The organism is Thioclava sp. (genome assembly GCF_048263065.1).
In the GTDB taxonomy this organism is placed as follows: Bacteria; Pseudomonadota; Alphaproteobacteria; order Rhodobacterales; family Rhodobacteraceae; genus Thioclava.
Genome location: NZ_JBLXEM010000019.1, coordinates 26,137 through 41,676, shown reverse-complemented (window position 1 = coordinate 41,676; position 15,540 = coordinate 26,137). Strand labels below are relative to the sequence as shown.

At 58.8% G+C, this 15,540-nt stretch carries 14 protein-coding genes; 7 read left to right on the top strand and 7 right to left on the bottom strand.

Features of this window, described 5'->3' with window-relative positions; all coding sequences use genetic code 11:
- On the top strand, positions 1–624 hold a 624-nt coding region (locus ACN0SD_RS16315), incomplete at its 5' end, for a cation diffusion facilitator family transporter (RefSeq protein ID WP_417809286.1).
- Between the two features lie 122 nt (positions 625–746).
- Here ACN0SD_RS16315 and ACN0SD_RS16310 read toward each other — a convergent pair.
- The 3 genes from ACN0SD_RS16310 to ACN0SD_RS16300 form a co-directional block, all read right to left on the bottom strand.
- Complete coding sequence (locus ACN0SD_RS16310; RefSeq protein ID WP_417809285.1) at positions 747–2,435, bottom strand: flotillin family protein; 1,689 nt, start codon at positions 2,433–2,435, stop codon at positions 747–749.
- A 60-nt stretch (positions 2,436–2,495) separates the two neighbouring features.
- Positions 2,496–3,239, bottom strand: a complete 744-nt coding sequence (locus tag ACN0SD_RS16305) for an OB-fold-containig protein (protein ID WP_417809284.1) — start codon at positions 3,237–3,239, stop codon at positions 2,496–2,498.
- A 308-nt stretch (positions 3,240–3,547) separates the two neighbouring features.
- Positions 3,548–3,835, bottom strand: a complete 288-nt coding sequence (locus ACN0SD_RS16300) for a hypothetical protein (RefSeq protein ID WP_417809283.1) — start codon at positions 3,833–3,835, stop codon at positions 3,548–3,550.
- Between the two features lie 148 nt (positions 3,836–3,983).
- On the opposite strand from ACN0SD_RS16300, the gene ACN0SD_RS16295 reads away from it, so the two are divergent.
- Genes ACN0SD_RS16295 through ACN0SD_RS16285 form a run of 3 tightly spaced genes read left to right on the top strand, consistent with a single transcriptional unit; the run spans position 3,984 to position 6,415 of the window.
- The gene (locus ACN0SD_RS16295) at positions 3,984–4,439 is read left to right on the top strand and encodes an ATP-dependent zinc protease (protein WP_417809282.1); all 456 of its coding nucleotides are present in this window, start codon (positions 3,984–3,986) and stop codon (positions 4,437–4,439) included.
- 27 nt (positions 4,440–4,466) lie between these two features.
- A complete protein-coding gene (gene rimK, locus ACN0SD_RS16290; RefSeq protein WP_417809281.1) occupies positions 4,467–5,372 on the top strand; it encodes a 30S ribosomal protein S6--L-glutamate ligase in 906 nt (301 codons plus the stop codon).
- On the top strand, positions 5,372–6,415 hold the full coding sequence (locus tag ACN0SD_RS16285; RefSeq protein WP_417809280.1) for a succinylglutamate desuccinylase/aspartoacylase family protein: 1,044 nt from the start codon (positions 5,372–5,374) through the stop codon (positions 6,413–6,415). The genes rimK and ACN0SD_RS16285 overlap by 1 nt, the downstream gene beginning before the upstream one ends.
- Positions 6,416–6,482: 67 nt before the next feature.
- Here ACN0SD_RS16285 and ACN0SD_RS16280 read toward each other — a convergent pair whose 3' ends face one another.
- Entirely contained in the window at positions 6,483–6,908 is a 426-nt protein-coding gene (locus ACN0SD_RS16280; RefSeq protein ID WP_417809279.1) for an autoinducer binding domain-containing protein, read from the bottom strand.
- A 197-nt stretch (positions 6,909–7,105) separates the two neighbouring features.
- Here ACN0SD_RS16280 and ACN0SD_RS16275 point away from each other — a divergent pair, with 197 nt between their 5' ends.
- Positions 7,106–7,618, top strand: a complete 513-nt coding sequence (locus ACN0SD_RS16275; protein ID WP_417809278.1) for an autoinducer binding domain-containing protein — start codon at positions 7,106–7,108, stop codon at positions 7,616–7,618.
- 72 nt (positions 7,619–7,690) lie between these two features.
- Positions 7,691–8,359 (top strand): acyl-homoserine-lactone synthase, encoded by a 669-nt coding sequence (locus ACN0SD_RS16270; protein ID WP_417809277.1) that lies wholly within the window; start codon positions 7,691–7,693, stop codon positions 8,357–8,359.
- A 52-nt stretch (positions 8,360–8,411) separates the two neighbouring features.
- On the opposite strand, the gene ACN0SD_RS16265 is transcribed toward ACN0SD_RS16270, so the two are convergent.
- Positions 8,412–9,824, bottom strand: coding sequence for a PLP-dependent aminotransferase family protein (locus ACN0SD_RS16265; RefSeq protein ID WP_417809276.1), 1,413 nt, complete (start codon positions 9,822–9,824; stop codon positions 8,412–8,414).
- A gap of 88 nt (positions 9,825–9,912) precedes the next feature.
- On the opposite strand from ACN0SD_RS16265, the gene ACN0SD_RS16260 reads away from it, so the two are divergent.
- Complete coding sequence (locus ACN0SD_RS16260; protein WP_417809275.1) at positions 9,913–10,101, top strand: DUF1127 domain-containing protein; 189 nt, start codon at positions 9,913–9,915, stop codon at positions 10,099–10,101.
- 142 nt (positions 10,102–10,243) lie between these two features.
- Here the strand turns inward: ACN0SD_RS16260 and ACN0SD_RS16255 are convergent, their stop codons facing one another.
- Both ACN0SD_RS16255 and ACN0SD_RS16250 read right to left on the bottom strand, forming a co-directional pair.
- Complete coding sequence (locus ACN0SD_RS16255; RefSeq protein WP_417809274.1) at positions 10,244–10,918, bottom strand: Hint domain-containing protein; 675 nt, start codon at positions 10,916–10,918, stop codon at positions 10,244–10,246.
- A 308-nt stretch (positions 10,919–11,226) separates the two neighbouring features.
- Entirely contained in the window at positions 11,227–14,748 is a 3,522-nt protein-coding gene (locus ACN0SD_RS16250; RefSeq protein ID WP_417809273.1) for a Hint domain-containing protein, read from the bottom strand.
- Between the last annotated feature and the right edge of the window lie 792 nt (positions 14,749–15,540).

Below are 15,540 nucleotides of genomic sequence, written 5' to 3'. Positions count from 1 at the left end.
AACGCCACCGCCATTCTGATCGGCGTCGTGCTGGTGATCTGGGAGGCCGCGCATCGCTTTGGCACGCCCGTCAATCTGCCCGGTGCCACGATCCTGTGGGTTGCGCTGATCGGGATCGCGGTCAACACCGGATCGGCACTATTGTTCATGCGCTCGCAAAAGGGCGATCTGAATGCCAAGGGCGCGTTTTTGCACATGGCCGCAGATGCGGTGGTGTCGGGTGCGGTGGTGGTAGCGGCGGCCGGAATCATGCTGACCGGATGGGATTGGCTTGATCCGGTGGTCGCGATTGGCGTCAGCATTGTGATCGCGTTCACGGCATGGGGCCTGCTGCGCGACTCGCTGCGGCTGGAACTGGACGGCGTGCCCGAAACCATCGACCGTCAGGCGATTGCCGATTGGCTGGGGGCGCAGCCCGGTGTCAGCAATGTGCACGACCTGCACATCTGGCCGCTTTCAACGACGCGCACCGCCCTGTCGGTGCATCTGGTCTGGAGCGGCGCGGACGGCGATGCGCTGATCCAGCATCTTGCGCACGAACTAGCCGAGGACTTCGCCATCGCCCATGCCACGATACAGATTGAAACCGTACCCTGTGAAGGGGCGGCGGCCTGTTTTGCGTAAAGGGCTGGATCGGCGAGGGATGCTGCCCCGTCGTGGGCGTTCAGACCGCGACGGGGTCACCAAATAAAACTGCGCTCCCAAAGTGGATTTAACACGATGGGAGCGCGTTTGGTTTGCGCGTGTCAGTCGGCGAGATCTGCAATCTTCTCGGGGGGCTCGGACGTATTTACCCCGCCCTGCCCTTCTTTCACGAACAAGTCCGCGACCATGCCGGTCATGCCCTTGTCCATGTTCAGCCCTACCTGTTTGCCGATTGCATCCAGTGCGGGCAGTTGGAACGCCATTTTGCGCATCTCGTCAAAGGCTTGGTTGACCAACCCGTCACCACCACCCGATTGCGCAGCACCTGCACCGCCGCCAGTGGCACCGGTCAGCCCATCGACCTTGTGGATCGTGATGCCACCGATTTTCTCGGCCGGTTTGACCATTTCAGCCACGATTTTCGGCATCGCTTCAAGGCGCGCTTTGGCGAGCCGGAAGTCGATAATCGAGGCCGACAAGCCGTTTTCAGCCTCGGCCAAGGCGCGCGTCCCTTCGGCTTCGGCCAGCTTCTGGGCACGCAATCCGTCGGCCTCGGCCAGAGCCTCGCTTTTGGCGGCTTCAGCGCGGATCGTGACCTGATCGGCCTCGGCCTGTGCCAGTTCACGCATCGCAGCGGCGCGGTCTTCGGTGGCCTCGCGATCAGCCTTGGCCGACACGCGAATGCGGGTGGCGTTCTTTTCGGCCTCTTCCTCGGCGGACAGGATTGTCAGGCGTTTCTGACGTTCGCCCTCGGCCACACGGCGTTCGGTCTCAATCGCTTCGGTGGCCTTGATCGCCTCGGCTTTGGCCAGATCAGCGCGCGCACGGGCCTGACTTTCGGCTTCGGATTTTTCCGAGACCGCAATCTGGCGGTCCTGCTCGGCGATCTGGATTGCGCGCTGGCGTTCCTGTTCGGCAATCTCGATGGCGCGTTCGCGTGCAATACGGGCCTGTTCCGAGGCGGTCTGGGCCTCTTCTTTTTGGCGCGCCTTTTGGGCGGTTTCGCGACCGGCCAGCTCTTCCATTTTCACACGCTGGGCAACGCGGGCCTCTTCCTGCTCGCGCTCCACCTCATAGCGTTGCACCTCGGCCTCTTGCTTGGAGCGCGCAACAGCCACTTCGGCCTCCGCCTCAATCGCGGCGCGTTTCTTGCGGCTTTCGGCGATCCGCTCCACCTGATGTTTCAGGCCTTCGGCGTTGAACACGTTGTTCTCATCGAGCCCGTCAAGCGGCGTCTGATCAAGGGCTGTCAGCGACACCGATTCCAGTTCGAGACCGTTCTTGCGCAGATCTTCGGCCACGGCTTGCTGGACTTGTTGGACGAAATTCGCGCGGTTCTCGTGCAGATCATCAAGATCCATTTTGGCGGCCACGGCACGCAGGCCATCGACCAGCTTGCCCTCGACCATTTCGCGCAGCGCGCGTTCATCAAAAGAGCGATCACCCAAGGTCAGGGCAGCACGCGCGATGCCCTCTTCGTTAGCCTGAACGGTGACGTAGAATTCAACGCCCACATCGACGCGCATCCGATCCTTTGTGATCAACGCGGAATTGCCGTCACGACGCACTTCAAGACGGGTGGTGCGCATGTTGATACGGGTGATTTCATGCAGCACCGGGATCACCAAAGCGCCCCCGTCGATGATCACCTGACGCCCGCCCGTCCCGGTTTTGACAAGGCTGACTTCGCGCGTTGAGCGCACATACATACGTGAAAAAGCCAAAGCCGCCACAAGGAAGGCGAAGATGATCAGCAAGAGAGGCATTGCCAGGCCAATGAGAAGTGTCATGGGGAAAGGTCCTGTTTTGAACTTATACCGGGGATTGATTGGGAAAAGGTTACGGGAAGATCATCCCAGTGGAACGAGACGCAGCAGGCCGCGTGGCAGACGCAGCACCAGCACCTCGCTCCCTTGGGTGATCTCATCGCTGTCTGAGAGCGGTTCGAGCATGGTGTAGTGGGTGTTGCCATATCCATCGGTGATGCGCACCTGCGCCGGGTTGCCCCGCCGCGCGGTGCCGATTGTGACAACGCCACGGCAACGTCCCAGACTGCGTTCAGAGATGGCAGAGGTCTGCGTGCGCGGGATCAACCGCGCAATGCCGCTTGCGATGGCGCGGGTCAGCGCTAGCGCAGGCACCAGCGCAATGGGCACCGCGATGAGGCGCGGCAGCGTCCAGCCAAACGTCGCCGACAGGAGCGTCTGCATCACAAGCCCCGCGCCCGCAAACAGCGCCAGAAAGATCGCAAGCCACACCGTCATCGGCACTTTGCGCATCCCCAAGACATCCAAAATGCCCCCCGCCGAGGTGCCAGATACGTCATGCGTGATCGCGGTCGGGCTGTCATAGCCGCCAAGATCCAGCTCAACCTGCGCGGCGATATCGCTTGGCAAATCAAACTCGGCAGCGAGTTCTGGCGCGCTCATCGCCGTGACATCAAAATCCAGATCAGGCGCATCGACAAGGTCTGGCGCATCGCCCACGCTTGAAAACCCGCCCATCATCAGCGCGATTTCCAGCACCAGCAGAAACACAACAAGACCCGCCGCAAGCAAAAACGGAAACAGGTCGGGATTAGAAATAAAGGACATTATGGGGCCGCTCAAAATCACTGCTCAGATCACGCGGCCTATGCCGCGCGTTTTGTTTTAAGCAACCTAGGCGTGAAAAAAGGCGAATAAATGGCGTGAAATTGAAAGACATATGACCGCCACGAGGACGTGCTTTGCAAAATAAATGTCGCGCGGCTGCATCAAAAGCGGTGGCATCATGGTGCTAGACATATCGAGGCCGCAGTCTTGTGGTCGATCAAAGGAACGACCGTCGCTCTCTTGAAGGCTTACGTCTTGGGATGATCCCGGTGCAACGCCCCCGTTGTTGTCGCAGTCCTTTCGAAGGCTCAGGGCGCAGCCATCGCCGTTGTCAGCGCCTCGCCACTTACGCGCCGATAATTCACGAACGCATTGGCGCTAAGCACAACGAAAAAGCTGTCCATATCGATCACAACAAAGCCGATCTCAAAGGCGGCGCGGGTCAGCTGCACGACGTCATCGGGATAGATCCGTTTGCGCCCTAGCAGCTCTTTGACCTGCTTGGAGGATAGACGAAACCGGCCATTAGGTTTGCCACCAAAGCTTTTGGTGTAAAGGTTGGCCAAGTGACGCGCTGCGGCCTGGAAATCTGACATTCTTTTTCCGATAGCAATTATTTTTTATCTATAGACAGAATTTTATTGTCATTGTAAAGCCCAAGACAGGATCAAGGATCGTCCCGCGCTCAGGGCCACCCCGCCACAACCGACGCTAAAGGAGCTAGATGCCATGGAGGGTGCGCGGATGAAAAAAGCCAAGAAACCCAAGCCAGAGCTGCTTGTCATTGGCTGGATGGAACATCTCGACCTGCCCGAGCTGGGCTTGCATCAGATCAAGGCCAAGATCGACACTGGCGCGCGCACCTCGGCGCTGCATGCCACGCAGATCGAAACCTTCACGCGTGAGGGCAAAGACTGGGTGCGCTTTATGGTTCAACCCGATGATGAGATGCCCGAGGTCGCGGTGGAATCCCCGATTTACGAGTGGCGCCACATCAAGAACACCAGCGGCATCCCCGAAGAGCGTATCGTGATCCGCACCAAGTTAAAGCTGATCGACCGGGCCTGGACCATCGCGGTGTCGCTGACCGATCGCAGCAATATGCGCTTTCCGATGATTGTCGGGCGCACCGCGCTGAAGAGACACAATATCGCAGTGCACACGCGCCGCGCCAATTTGACGAGCGGCTTAGGTCAGTAACGCCCCTGTGGCAGAAGGAGTTTTCTAATGAAAATCGCAATGATGGCGCGCAATCCGGAACTCTATTCGCATAAACGCCTCAAGGAGGCGGCCGAGGCGCGTGGCCACGAGCTGCATATCATCAACACGCTGCGCTGCTATATGAACATCGCCTCGCGCCGCCCAGAGATGTATTACAACGGCGAAAAGCTGGAGGGGTTTGACGCGGTGATCCCGCGGATCGGGGCGTCGGTCACGTTTTACGGTCTGGCCGTGCTGCGCCAGTTCGAAATGATGGGGGTCTATCCGCTCAATGAAAGCGTCGCGATCGGGCGCAGCCGGGACAAACTGCGCTCAATGCAGCTATTGGCGCGCGACGGGGTGGGCCTGCCGGTCACGACCTTCGCTCATGATCCCAAGCAAACCGATGAGGTGCTGGAGCTCGCAGGTGGCGCGCCCGTCGTGATCAAACTGCTTGAGGGGACGCAGGGCATCGGCGTGGTTCTGGCCGATACCAAGCGTTCTGCGAAATCCGTCGTCGAGGCGTTTCGCGGCGCGGGCGTGAACATCCTGTTGCAAGAGTTCATCAAGGAAGCGGGCGGCACTGACATTCGCGCAATCGTCGTGGGTGGCAAGGTGATCGCAGCGATGAAACGCACCGGGGCCGAAGGTGATTTTCGCTCAAACTTGCATCGGGGCGGATCGGCGCAACTGATCAAACTTTCGCCCGAAGAACGTGCCACAGCCGTGCGTGCGGCGAAATCCATGGGGCTGAATGTGTGCGGTGTCGATATGCTGCGCGCCAATCACGGCCCCGTCGTGATGGAGGTGAACTCCTCGCCCGGTCTGGAAGGCGTTGAAAAGGCAACGGGCCTTGATGTGGCGAGTAAGATCATTGAATATATTGAGAAAAATGCAACTACCGGAAGCACCAAAACCAAGGGCAAAGGCTAATGGCAAAGCGCGCAGGGTTTGAAATTGGCGACCATGTCATCGCGCCCGGCACGCGCCAGACCGTTGACCTACCCGTCAGCGTTCTCTCCGATCACACGCCGGTTTCGATGTCGGCGCATGTCATTCATGGCAAGGCCGACGGCCCGACCATGTTCGTCAGCGCAGGGATTCACGGCGATGAGGTGATCGGCGTTGAAATTGTGCGCCGTTTGTTGCGCGCGCCCAATCTCAAATCGCTGCGCGGCACCTTGATCGTGATCCCAATCGTGAATGCGTTCGGCTTTATCAACCATTCGCGCTACCTGCCCGACCGACGTGATCTGAACCGGATGTTTCCGGGTACGCCGGGGGGCTCGCTCGCCTCGCGGCTGGCCTTTATGTTTCTCAATGAAATCGTGGCGCGCTGCGATCTTGGGATTGATCTACACTCGGCTGCGATCCATCGCACCAACCTGCCCCAAGTGCGCATCTCACCCGATAACGCCTATACAGCTGAACTGGCCGAGGTGTTCGGCGCGCCCGTGATCTTGCAATCGCCGCTGCGCGAAGGATCACTGCGCGGTGCAGCGAAAGAGATCGGCAAGGATATTTTGCTATTTGAGGCGGGCGAAGGGCTGCGCTTTGACGAGATGTCGGTGCGCGCGGGCGTGGCCGGGATCTTGCGCGTGATGCGCCATATCGGGCAACTGCCCGCCAAAGGGATCGCCAAGCCCAAGGCGGCGCCGCAATATTGCAGTTCCAGCAAATGGCTGCGCGCGCCTGCAGGTGGCTTGCTGCGCACGTTTCGCGGGCGCGGCGATGTGGTGGCAAGCGGCGATCTGATGGCGGTGGTGTGCGATCCGTTTGGCGAAAATGAACAGGAAATCACCGCCCCCTTTGATGGCATCGTTGTCGGGCGTGCGGTGTTGCCCGTGGTGAACGAAGGGGATGCGATTATTCACCTCGCGCGTGTGCACTCGATGAAGGTTGCCGAAGATGCGGTAGGCGATCTGAATGACCAGTTGACCGATGATCCGCTGTTTGACGAGGATGAAATCATCTAAGATTAGCTGCGCGCACAGACCAATGGCGCGATCGTGGCACCAAGGCCATCACCCGCGGAACGTCCCATCAAAGCGCTTGTTGCGTTAGCTGATGCAGCTTTTCGGTGATGCCCAAAAGTATCTCCGCCTCGTCGTCCGAAAACGCACGATCAGATCGCGTGAACCCCGCGATCGAGCGCGAACTAGATGGCCCCACCGCGCAGGTCAGCCCATTGGTCAAGCCATGCGCCGCAGCATCGGCCAGAATGCCGTCGGGATCCTCAAGATCGCTCCAGCGCCTGAGCCCTGTCTCGCTAAGGCCCCACTTCACCACCGGATCCTCGATGATCATGCCCTTTTCATCGTAGCGCGAGATCCAGCTTTGGGGATAGGTGCGATACATGAAACTCGGGCGTGTAAAGCGGATATGAAGGGCATAGGCATAACCCGTATCGCAAAGCGCACCGGTCTCGCTCAGCAATTGCTCCACCGAATGTCGAATTTCGGTTTTCATATGCCGCATACAATCATAGGTTAAGTCCCAACACCTACTCATCGCCCCTTACCGCGAGATTAGGTATCGCCCTTTTGAAACGCAAGCGGTTTGACCTGCGAATGAGCTTGAAGCACTGCCAGCCCCTACTCCAAACACTAGCGCCTGCTGGTTATTATGTGGCATTGCGCGTGGGATATTCCTTTCCTGAAGAAGAAATGAACTGCCTTAATCAGGACTGGATCGAGGAATACACACAGCGCGGCCTGTTCGTTCACGATCCCTCAATGCGTTGGATTTATGGCAATCAGGGCGCGATTCGCTGGAGCGAAATCACGCTGCCCGATCCTGCCGGCGTTCTGGATTTGGCACGCAGTCTGAACCTGAACTATGGTGCGACGATCTCGGTCAGCGGTGGCGCAGATTGCGGGCGACGCAGCTATGGGGTGATGTTTCGCAGTGATCGCGAGTTCAAGGACGGTGAGCTTGAGCAAGCGCTCCAAACGCTCAAACGTCTGCATTCGCGTGCGCAAAGCGGGCCAAGCCTGACAGATGCCGAGGCCGAAGCCATCCGAATGCGCGCAGACGGGCTATTGCTGAAACAAATCGCGGCAGAGCTTTCGATTAGCGAAAGCGCGGTCAAAGCACGCATCGCCTCGGCCTGTCGAAAATTCGGCGCTAAGAATGCAATAGAATTGCTGGCAATCGCATCCGCAAGGCGACTCATTTAGCACTTCGCAACCCAAAGTGGTGAAAATTTTACGAATTCGTGTTTGTGATTAACCATCCTAAAGGAGGTTAACATGCACAATCAAACATTCGAATTTTCCCAGCTTCATCAACATGGAACCGCGTTTTACGATTTCTTGCGTTTGCGCAAAAAGGTTTTCGTGGACCAGCTTGGTTGGGACGTGCCCCATAATAATGACGTCGAGATGGACCAATATGACACGCCGCTCGCGCATTATTCGATCGTGATCAAAGACGGAGAGGTGGTTGGGGGTGCACGCGCGATGTCCACCACGGCAATCTGGGGGCCAAATACCTATATGTTGCGCGATGCACATCTGGGTAAACTTGATCACATCCCGGCCGAAGTACTACCCGATGATATCGCCTCGGATTCGGTGTGGGAATGCACGCGGCTGGTGATTTCCGACACGTTAGGCACGCAGGTTGATCGCACGACCTGTCTGCGTCTGGTCGTCGATGGCTTGGTTGAGCGCGCGATGGAGCGGGGCGCGGATGAAATGATCTGTCTGTCGTCGCTGGCGTTGATGCGCGCGCTGCGTCAGGTGGGCTATGATGTCAGCCGGATGGGGCCGATCTATCGCAACGACGAAGACGGTCGCAGCTATGCGGCGCTACGCATGCCGGTCGCCTTTTCAAACGTGCGGCGGGCGGAGATGGGCCTCCTCAATCACCCGCTACCTGCGCAAAGCGGCGCGCGCGAAATCCGCCCTGCGGCGTGATGCTGCACTACTGATGAAACCGCAGCCCCCTGATGGCGCGCCAACGGGGGGCTTAGACCAACAGGTGGTCGGGCATACGTTCCAGCAACCGTTTGAGCGTCTCGACCGCTTGACGGAACCGCTCTTCGCTGACCCCGCCCGACAGCGCGATGCGCACAGCATTTGGGGCCTGCCCGTCTTGCAGCACATATTCATCCGCCGCACGCAGCAGCACGCCCTCGGCCTCGGCCATGCGCACAAACGCCGATGCGCGCCAGCCCAGCGGCAAGGTCAGCCACACAAAGCTCAGCCCCGATTGCCAGCCCAATTCCTGATCGCCAAGTGCCTGTAGCAACATCTGCAACCGCCGCCCCATTTCAGCCTGCGCACGGTGTTTGAGATCCAGCGCTTCGCCGCTTTCAAACAGCCGCGCCATGATGTCGGTGACCGGGCGCGACAGCCCAAAATAGCTGTGCTGCGCGGTCAGACGGCCCGCCTCGCCCATGCCCTCAGGGGCCACCACAATGCCAAAGCGCATCCCCGCCGAAATGGATTTCGACAGCGAGGTGATATGCCAGCAGCGTTCCGGCGCAAGCGTGCGCAGGCTCGCCAAACCAGTGACGGGGGCGGTGTAGCAATCGTCCTCAATGATCTGCAAATCATGGCGGCGCGCGACCTCGACCAAGGCATGACGGCGCGCCATTTGCATCCGCCCGGCGGTGGGGTTTTGCGCATCGGGCGTCACACACACCAACTGCCCGCCATGGCGACGACACGCCGCATCCAGCGCCTCGGGGATCATGCCTTCGTCGTCAATCGCCACGGCGCGCATCTCGGCCCGGTTGAGCCGCGCGGCATGGCGAAAGCCCGGATAGGCCAGCGCCTCGGCATGGATGACGGGGCGCTCACCGCGCAGGCAGCATTGCATCACGACGTTGATCCCGTTCTGCCCTCCATGGGTCAACACCAGATCATCGGCCGTGATGGCATCGAAATCGGTATATTCCGAGAACCAGCTTAGCGCGGCTTGCCGGCAGTATTCGTCGCGCTTGAGGCCGGGATATTCCAGATAGTGCCAGCCAATATCGTCCGCCGCGGCGATCATCGCGCGCTTGAGCGCCTCGGACTGCCCGATATCGGGCAATTGCGGCGAGCGCAGATCGACCACATTTTCATCAAGTGCAGGATCGCGCGACGCCATCGTGTACAATGTCTCGGTTGGCCCCATGCGGCGAGATTGTGTCGATACAAATGTACCGCGCCCCACAACGGCCTGCAAAAGCCCCTCTTGCGTGGCTATTTGATAACCCCGTGCAACGGTGCCCGGCGTCACGCCAAGACGCCACGCCAAGTCCCTGACCGTTGGGAGTTTTGCGCCCGGTGCAAGGTCTCCCTTGCGGATCCCTTCGCGCAATGCCCGCACGAGGGCGAGGTATTTGGGGCCGCTTTGGCGGGCGAGGTCTGCTGTCCAGCTTGTATCAGTCACAATGTTTCTCTGGCCGACTCAATTTGCTCTTTGTATTCATTCCATACCAGAACAACACATATTGTATCAACACAAGAAAGGTATCCCCATGTTGACCCTTACGCGGACCCGCCCCGCCCTCGCCCGTCACACCACCAATGGTCTGACTGCGCGCGTTGCGCGCGCGCTGTCTGTGTATCGCTCGCGCAAGGCGCTAGGGAAACTGGATGATCGCCTGTTGAATGATATCGGACTAAGCCGCGCCAGCGTGCAGATCGAAATGCGCCGCTTCCTGTGACGCACGCAGGCTCTCTGTTCCCCGGAGAGTCGGCACTTCGGCCGGGCCGCGCGCCCGGCCTTTTTTTATGACCCGCAAAAGATGAAGGCCGGATGCGATTGCATCCGGCCCATCGTGCAAACCGTGTCAGAGGTCGGTTGGCCTAGGAAACTTTTTGATCCACCAGCGGCGCATCGGGGCGCACAGCGGCATAGTCAAGTGCCTCAACAGCGCTGGGAAGAGCGGCCATCAAATCGGCGCGTGATTGCGTCGAAAGCGAAGCGATATTGTCAGCGGTCGGGCGAAAACTTTCGGACCAGATGCCGTTAGCCAGCACCAGCTCGTGGTGATCAAACAGCAATTGGAAATAGGTCACCTCGGGACAGGCGCATTGTGTCACGCCCTCAAGCCCGATCAGATCGCGCGCCATCACCATTTGCTCGCCCGATGCGCCCAGCGCTGGCGTGGTCGATAACAGGCGGTGATTGGGCGAGACGGTGATTTCGGTTTCCGGCAGATTGCTGCCCAGCGCACTGGCCGCCAGTCGCACCGGGCGCAGCAGCGGGTTCAAACCCAGCATCCGCCAACCAAAACGACGGGCGCCGATCCAGCGCAACTCTTGCAGGCCGTTGTCGCGCGTCACGACACGTTGGCCCGCGCGCAGATCAGAGACGGCCATTTCGCCCGCCTCGGTCACGATGCGCGCGTCTTGCGTAAAACACGGCAGCGCCGCGACGACGGTCGCAATTTCGCCGCTGAACAATGCCTGACCCTGCGCATCATAGCCGCGCAACACGCCATTGCGTTCGTCATGATCGCTAAATTCAAGCCGGAGCATCTGCGCGCAATCCGGCCCCTGCTCTGCAAAGACAGAGGTCAGGAAAGGGGTTGGCCCCGGGATGTTCGCATTTGCATTCATTCGTATATCTGCCGCAGTCTTCTTTGCCCCGTTTCCGTGACATTATGCCAAGTTACTAGGGCCCCCATAAAAAATGGTATGGCAGAACAGGATTTAAAGAAACGTAAAAATGCCCAAATTTCGCCACTTTAGACGAAATTAAGCGTTTCCTGACATGAAACAGCCACAATCTGTTCACGACATGTTTGCGCCCGGAACCGTGGCCCCGGGCGCGATAGGTCTAGCAATCAGCCCTTGAGAAGAACCGCAGCCTCGTGTTTTTTCAACGTTTTGCGTGCCGCTTGGTAATCTTTGCGACCCGCCGAGGTTTGCAGCTCGGGGAACAGCTCAAAAATCTCCTGACGCTGCGCATTGCCCATGCCACCCAAGGTCATGTCGCCCGGCTGGAAGCTTTCGGTCCAGGCACCGTTGCCCAGAACCACCTCATGGCGGTCGAACATGAAGTGCAGGTAGCTGGTGCCCAGCGTCTGCGCCGATGCGATGCCGGCATTCCCAACGAGGTGCTTGGCAGCGACGAGAACCTCGTGCTCTTCGAAATAAAGCGCGGTTTTGTCATTGGCCACCAGCATCCGGTGGTTAGGCGAGACCAGCATGTCGCGCTCGGGCAGATCATTGCCAAGCGAGCCAGCCTTGATCAGCACCGGAGCCAGATGCGGCGCATCCTGCAGCATCTCGCGGGTCAGATCGCAACGCCCGGCCCAACGGATCTCTTGGATACCGTTGTCGCGCGTCAACACCTTGTCACCTTCTTTGAGCGTCTCGGCGGGCACTTCGCCTTTGGGCGTGGCAATCATCGTGCCCGGCGTGAAGCAGGGGATCACTTGCTCCATATTGGAGAATTCAAGCGTGCCATCCGGGTTGCCGTCGCCATCCAAGAAGGTGACCGTGCCCGCATAGGTGCTGACACCCGAAACCGGATCGTAATCGGTCACATGGCTATCCACCCGCAGCGGCCCCGAGCCAGTCAGATCGAGCGTGTCGAAATCATCGCCACCCTCGCCGCCATCCAGCGTGTCGCCAATGCCATCCTCTGCCGAGCCGACCACGAACAGATCGCGATCATCGCCACCCGAGACCGAGTCGCTACCCTCGCCACCGTCCAGCGTATCGTCGCCCTGCCCGCCTTTTAGCGTGTCGTTCCCGGCATCGCCAAACAGCGTATCGTTGTCGATCCCGCCATCCAGCATGTCATTGCCGGTGCCGCCATAGATCAAGTCGTCGTCATCCTCACCGTAGATGACGTCGTTTCCAGCACCGCCCGAAAGCGTATCCATGCCGTTATCGGTCACCGGATCAGGGTAGATCGGGCTGTCATTGGGAACGTTGATGATATCAGGATAGCTTGGGCCAAGACCGCCATAGATCGTATCATTGCCATCGCCGCCATCGACGCTATCCGATCCCTCACCTGAGGTGATTTTGTCGTTGCCATCGCCGCCAAAGACCGTATCGGCGTCGATGCCCGAATCGATCACATCATTACCAGTGCCGCCATCGACATAATCAGCATCGTCGCCGGTGAAGATCGTGTCATTGCCTGCACCACCATAAACGGTGTCGAGGTCATTGTTGGGATTGGTGTCAGCGCTCCATCCGCCCGGGAAGGCCAGATCGGGTTTGGGGTCGCTGCCCGAAGTGTCGATAAAGTCGTTGCCGTCACCGCCCTCGGCCAAATCATTGCCCGAACCGCCGACCAGGCTGTCATTGCCGGTGCCGCCATTGAGCGTGTCATTGCCCGCCTCACCCAGCAGAGTGTCATCGCCGCTCTCGCCGTTAAGCAGGTCATTGCCGGTGCCGCCATAGACAAGGTCATCGCCCTGCCCCGCATCGACCGTATCATTGCCCGCGCCGGCTTCGACGATATCGTCATTGGGCGTGTCGTGGGGCAGAATCGCATCGCCATGGTCGATCATGTCGCCTTGGGGATCGCCCGTGTACTCATAGTCGATCAGGTCGTTGCCGTCGGTTCCTTCAACAATCCCATCGCCATCGGTGACAATATTCTCGATGTTCTGGAATTCCAACGTGCCAACAGTGTTGCCGTCGTCATCTAGGAAAGAAACGGTGCCGGTGTAGGTCGAGACGCCAGTCACCGGATCGGTCGCGGTCACAGTGGAGTCCACACGCACCGGGCCTGCGCCCGTCAGATCAAGCGTGTCATAGTCATCGCCACCCTCTGACCCGTCAATGCTGTCGCCTGAGCCGTCGGTCGCCGAACCGACCACGAACATGTCCTGATCATCGCCGCCAACAAGGCTGTCTGCGCCCGAGCCGCCCTCGATCGTGTCATTGCCAGCGCCACCGGTGACAGTATCATCGCCCGCATCGCCCATCAGGCTGTCTGCGCCATCATCGCCAGAAAGGCTGTCGTCGCCCTGCCCGCCCGACAACGTGTCATTGCCCGCATCGCCCGACAGCGTGTCATTGCCTTGCTCGCCGTAAAGCACATCATCGCCAGTGCCGCCGTTAATCACATCATTGCCCGGCTCGCCGGTATCGGTGATCACGGGGACAGTTTCACAGTGGATATCGGTGATCGTGATCGCCTGATCGGTGTTGGCACCGTTGGCATAGCCGATCGAGAGTTTCGCAGTCGGATCCGCGATCTCGACCAGAACCGACCCCACGGCATCATCCGAGCCGATATTGCCGGTGTCGGAATCGGTGCCGGTGATCGTGTAGGTGCCAGAGCTGGCATCGTAGCTGACGGTCTGGTGGCCCGAGGGCGTGATCTTGATGTCGACCGGGTTGCCCTCATCGTCGACGGCCAGCAGCGTTACGATATCAACGTGGTTGTCCGAGGAATTGCCCTTATCCACATCATTGATGCGGAAGGACATGTTCTGCACTTCGCCGGTATAGTCGTCATTGTCCGAGCTAAAGCTCAGCGTCGTCATTGAGGTCTGATCGACCCCGCCTTCGCCACCGGCACCGTAGAGCTTCAGGCCCGAATGTTCGTCAACGCTGGCACCGCCAGTATATTCAGTGGTGTTGGTGTAGCTGGCCGTTGCACCTTTATCGAGCACGGTGAAATCAAACGCCACCTTAGTGTCGCCCAGATCAACGGTCTGATCCTCGACTTTGCCGCAATCGGTTTTGAAATCGCCCCAATCAACGGTTTGATCAACCGGATCGGCAGCCGGGGTGCTGGGAGCACCGCCATTGTCACCATAAATAGTGTCATTGCCGGAATCGCCGTTCAGCATATCGTCGCCGCCCTGACCGTAGATCAGATCGTCACCAGCGCCGCCATCGACCAAGTCATTGCCTGCGCCTGCATAAACGGTGTCATTGCCCGCGCCCGCTTCGATGATGTCATCATTGGCCGTATCATGGGGCAAGATCGCGTCATCATGATCCACCATGTCGCCTTGAGGATCGCCGGAGTAGCTATAATCGATCAGATCATCGCCCGAGGTGCCCTCGACGATACCGTCAAGCTGTTCTTCCTCAACATTGATGTGCACGGTCGCGCTGTCATAGCCGCCATTGCCATCTGAAACAGTGTAGCAAATGTCAGCCGTGCCCGTGAAATCCGTGTCCGGTGTAAAGGTGAGCGTACCATCAGAATTGACCACGACCGAGCCATTGTCAGCCGTGGGCGTGCCATAGATGCTGAGCGTGTCGCCATCGGCATCGGTATCGTTGGCCAGCACGTTGATCGTGACAGCAGTGTTGAAGGCCGTGTCGGCCGTGTCGTTATTCGCGACAGGTTTTACATTACAATCGTTATCGTGATGTTTGCTCATCTCTGCGTCCCCTTACACACAACCGGGCAATCGGCCTGTGCGCCGTCATTTCTGATGGCGCATTGGCAGCGCCGATGTCTCGATAGGGCTATTGCCCCGATGAATTGAAGTGAAGGTCAGGATGTTCCGCGCTTGCATACAGACAACTTCCCTCCGACCGGGCGCGCCGATGTCATCGGTTCGCCTGTCCTTGGCGCGAGTATCGCTGAGCCCTCAGGCGCGTCTCGCTGGCAGCTGTCGAGCATGCATCCCTAGATGCCGTCCCCACACTGGCCACCCCCATGGCCATGATGCCCCCACTGGGCATGGGCTAAAAATGGACACAGTTGCGTCACAAAGAAAGGGGAAATTGCCGCAGTCTTGCCGCATTTACCCTGATTGATGCAAAAATATGCTGCACCTGCACCCATCGGAACTTTCTGCAGCGCAGTAATTGTTTCACAAACCGTCAAAAAAATCGTCACGATTTATCGTAAACCTGTCTAAAAGTTCACGTTAAGAGGCCGCAAACACTGATTCTAAAGAGGGAAGCTCTGTCGGATTGTTTACAATTTGGAAACGAAATGCCCCCGCTATCGTTTCCAGATCGCGCCCAATTTGTGGCCATAATCGTGACACAGTCACGCATACATTGTTCTCGGATTGTGTCCAACACCCGCGAAAATCATCGTTTGTTTCATCAAATGCGGCTCCAATTTCCGAATCACTCACGGGGAACGTCGCCTCAACGGGGTACGAGCCGCGCAAAGCGGGCCGCAGTCACGCGCTTGGGCGCGCGAGGAGAAAGACATA

Excerpts from the sequence above, each read along its gene's own strand:
- ACN0SD_RS16310 (WP_417809285.1), bottom strand. The coding sequence starts at position 2,435 with ATGACACTTCTCATTGGCCTGGCAATGCCTCTCTTGCTGATCATCTTC.
- ACN0SD_RS16305 (WP_417809284.1), bottom strand. The coding sequence starts at position 3,239 with ATGTCCTTTATTTCTAATCCCGACCTGTTTCCGTTTTTGCTTGCGGCG.
- ACN0SD_RS16300 (WP_417809283.1), bottom strand. The coding sequence starts at position 3,835 with ATGTCAGATTTCCAGGCCGCAGCGCGTCACTTGGCCAACCTTTACACC.
- ACN0SD_RS16295 (WP_417809282.1), top strand. The coding sequence starts at position 3,984 with ATGAAAAAAGCCAAGAAACCCAAGCCAGAGCTGCTTGTCATTGGCTGG.
- rimK (WP_417809281.1), top strand. The coding sequence starts at position 4,467 with ATGAAAATCGCAATGATGGCGCGCAATCCGGAACTCTATTCGCATAAA.
- ACN0SD_RS16285 (WP_417809280.1), top strand. The coding sequence starts at position 5,372 with ATGGCAAAGCGCGCAGGGTTTGAAATTGGCGACCATGTCATCGCGCCC.
- ACN0SD_RS16280 (WP_417809279.1), bottom strand. The coding sequence starts at position 6,908 with ATGAAAACCGAAATTCGACATTCGGTGGAGCAATTGCTGAGCGAGACC.
- ACN0SD_RS16275 (WP_417809278.1), top strand. The coding sequence starts at position 7,106 with ATGAACTGCCTTAATCAGGACTGGATCGAGGAATACACACAGCGCGGC.
- ACN0SD_RS16270 (WP_417809277.1), top strand. The coding sequence starts at position 7,691 with ATGCACAATCAAACATTCGAATTTTCCCAGCTTCATCAACATGGAACC.
- ACN0SD_RS16260 (WP_417809275.1), top strand. The coding sequence starts at position 9,913 with ATGTTGACCCTTACGCGGACCCGCCCCGCCCTCGCCCGTCACACCACC.
- ACN0SD_RS16255 (WP_417809274.1), bottom strand. The coding sequence starts at position 10,918 with ATGCTCCGGCTTGAATTTAGCGATCATGACGAACGCAATGGCGTGTTG.
- ACN0SD_RS16250 (WP_417809273.1), bottom strand. The coding sequence starts at position 14,748 with ATGAGCAAACATCACGATAACGATTGTAATGTAAAACCTGTCGCGAAT.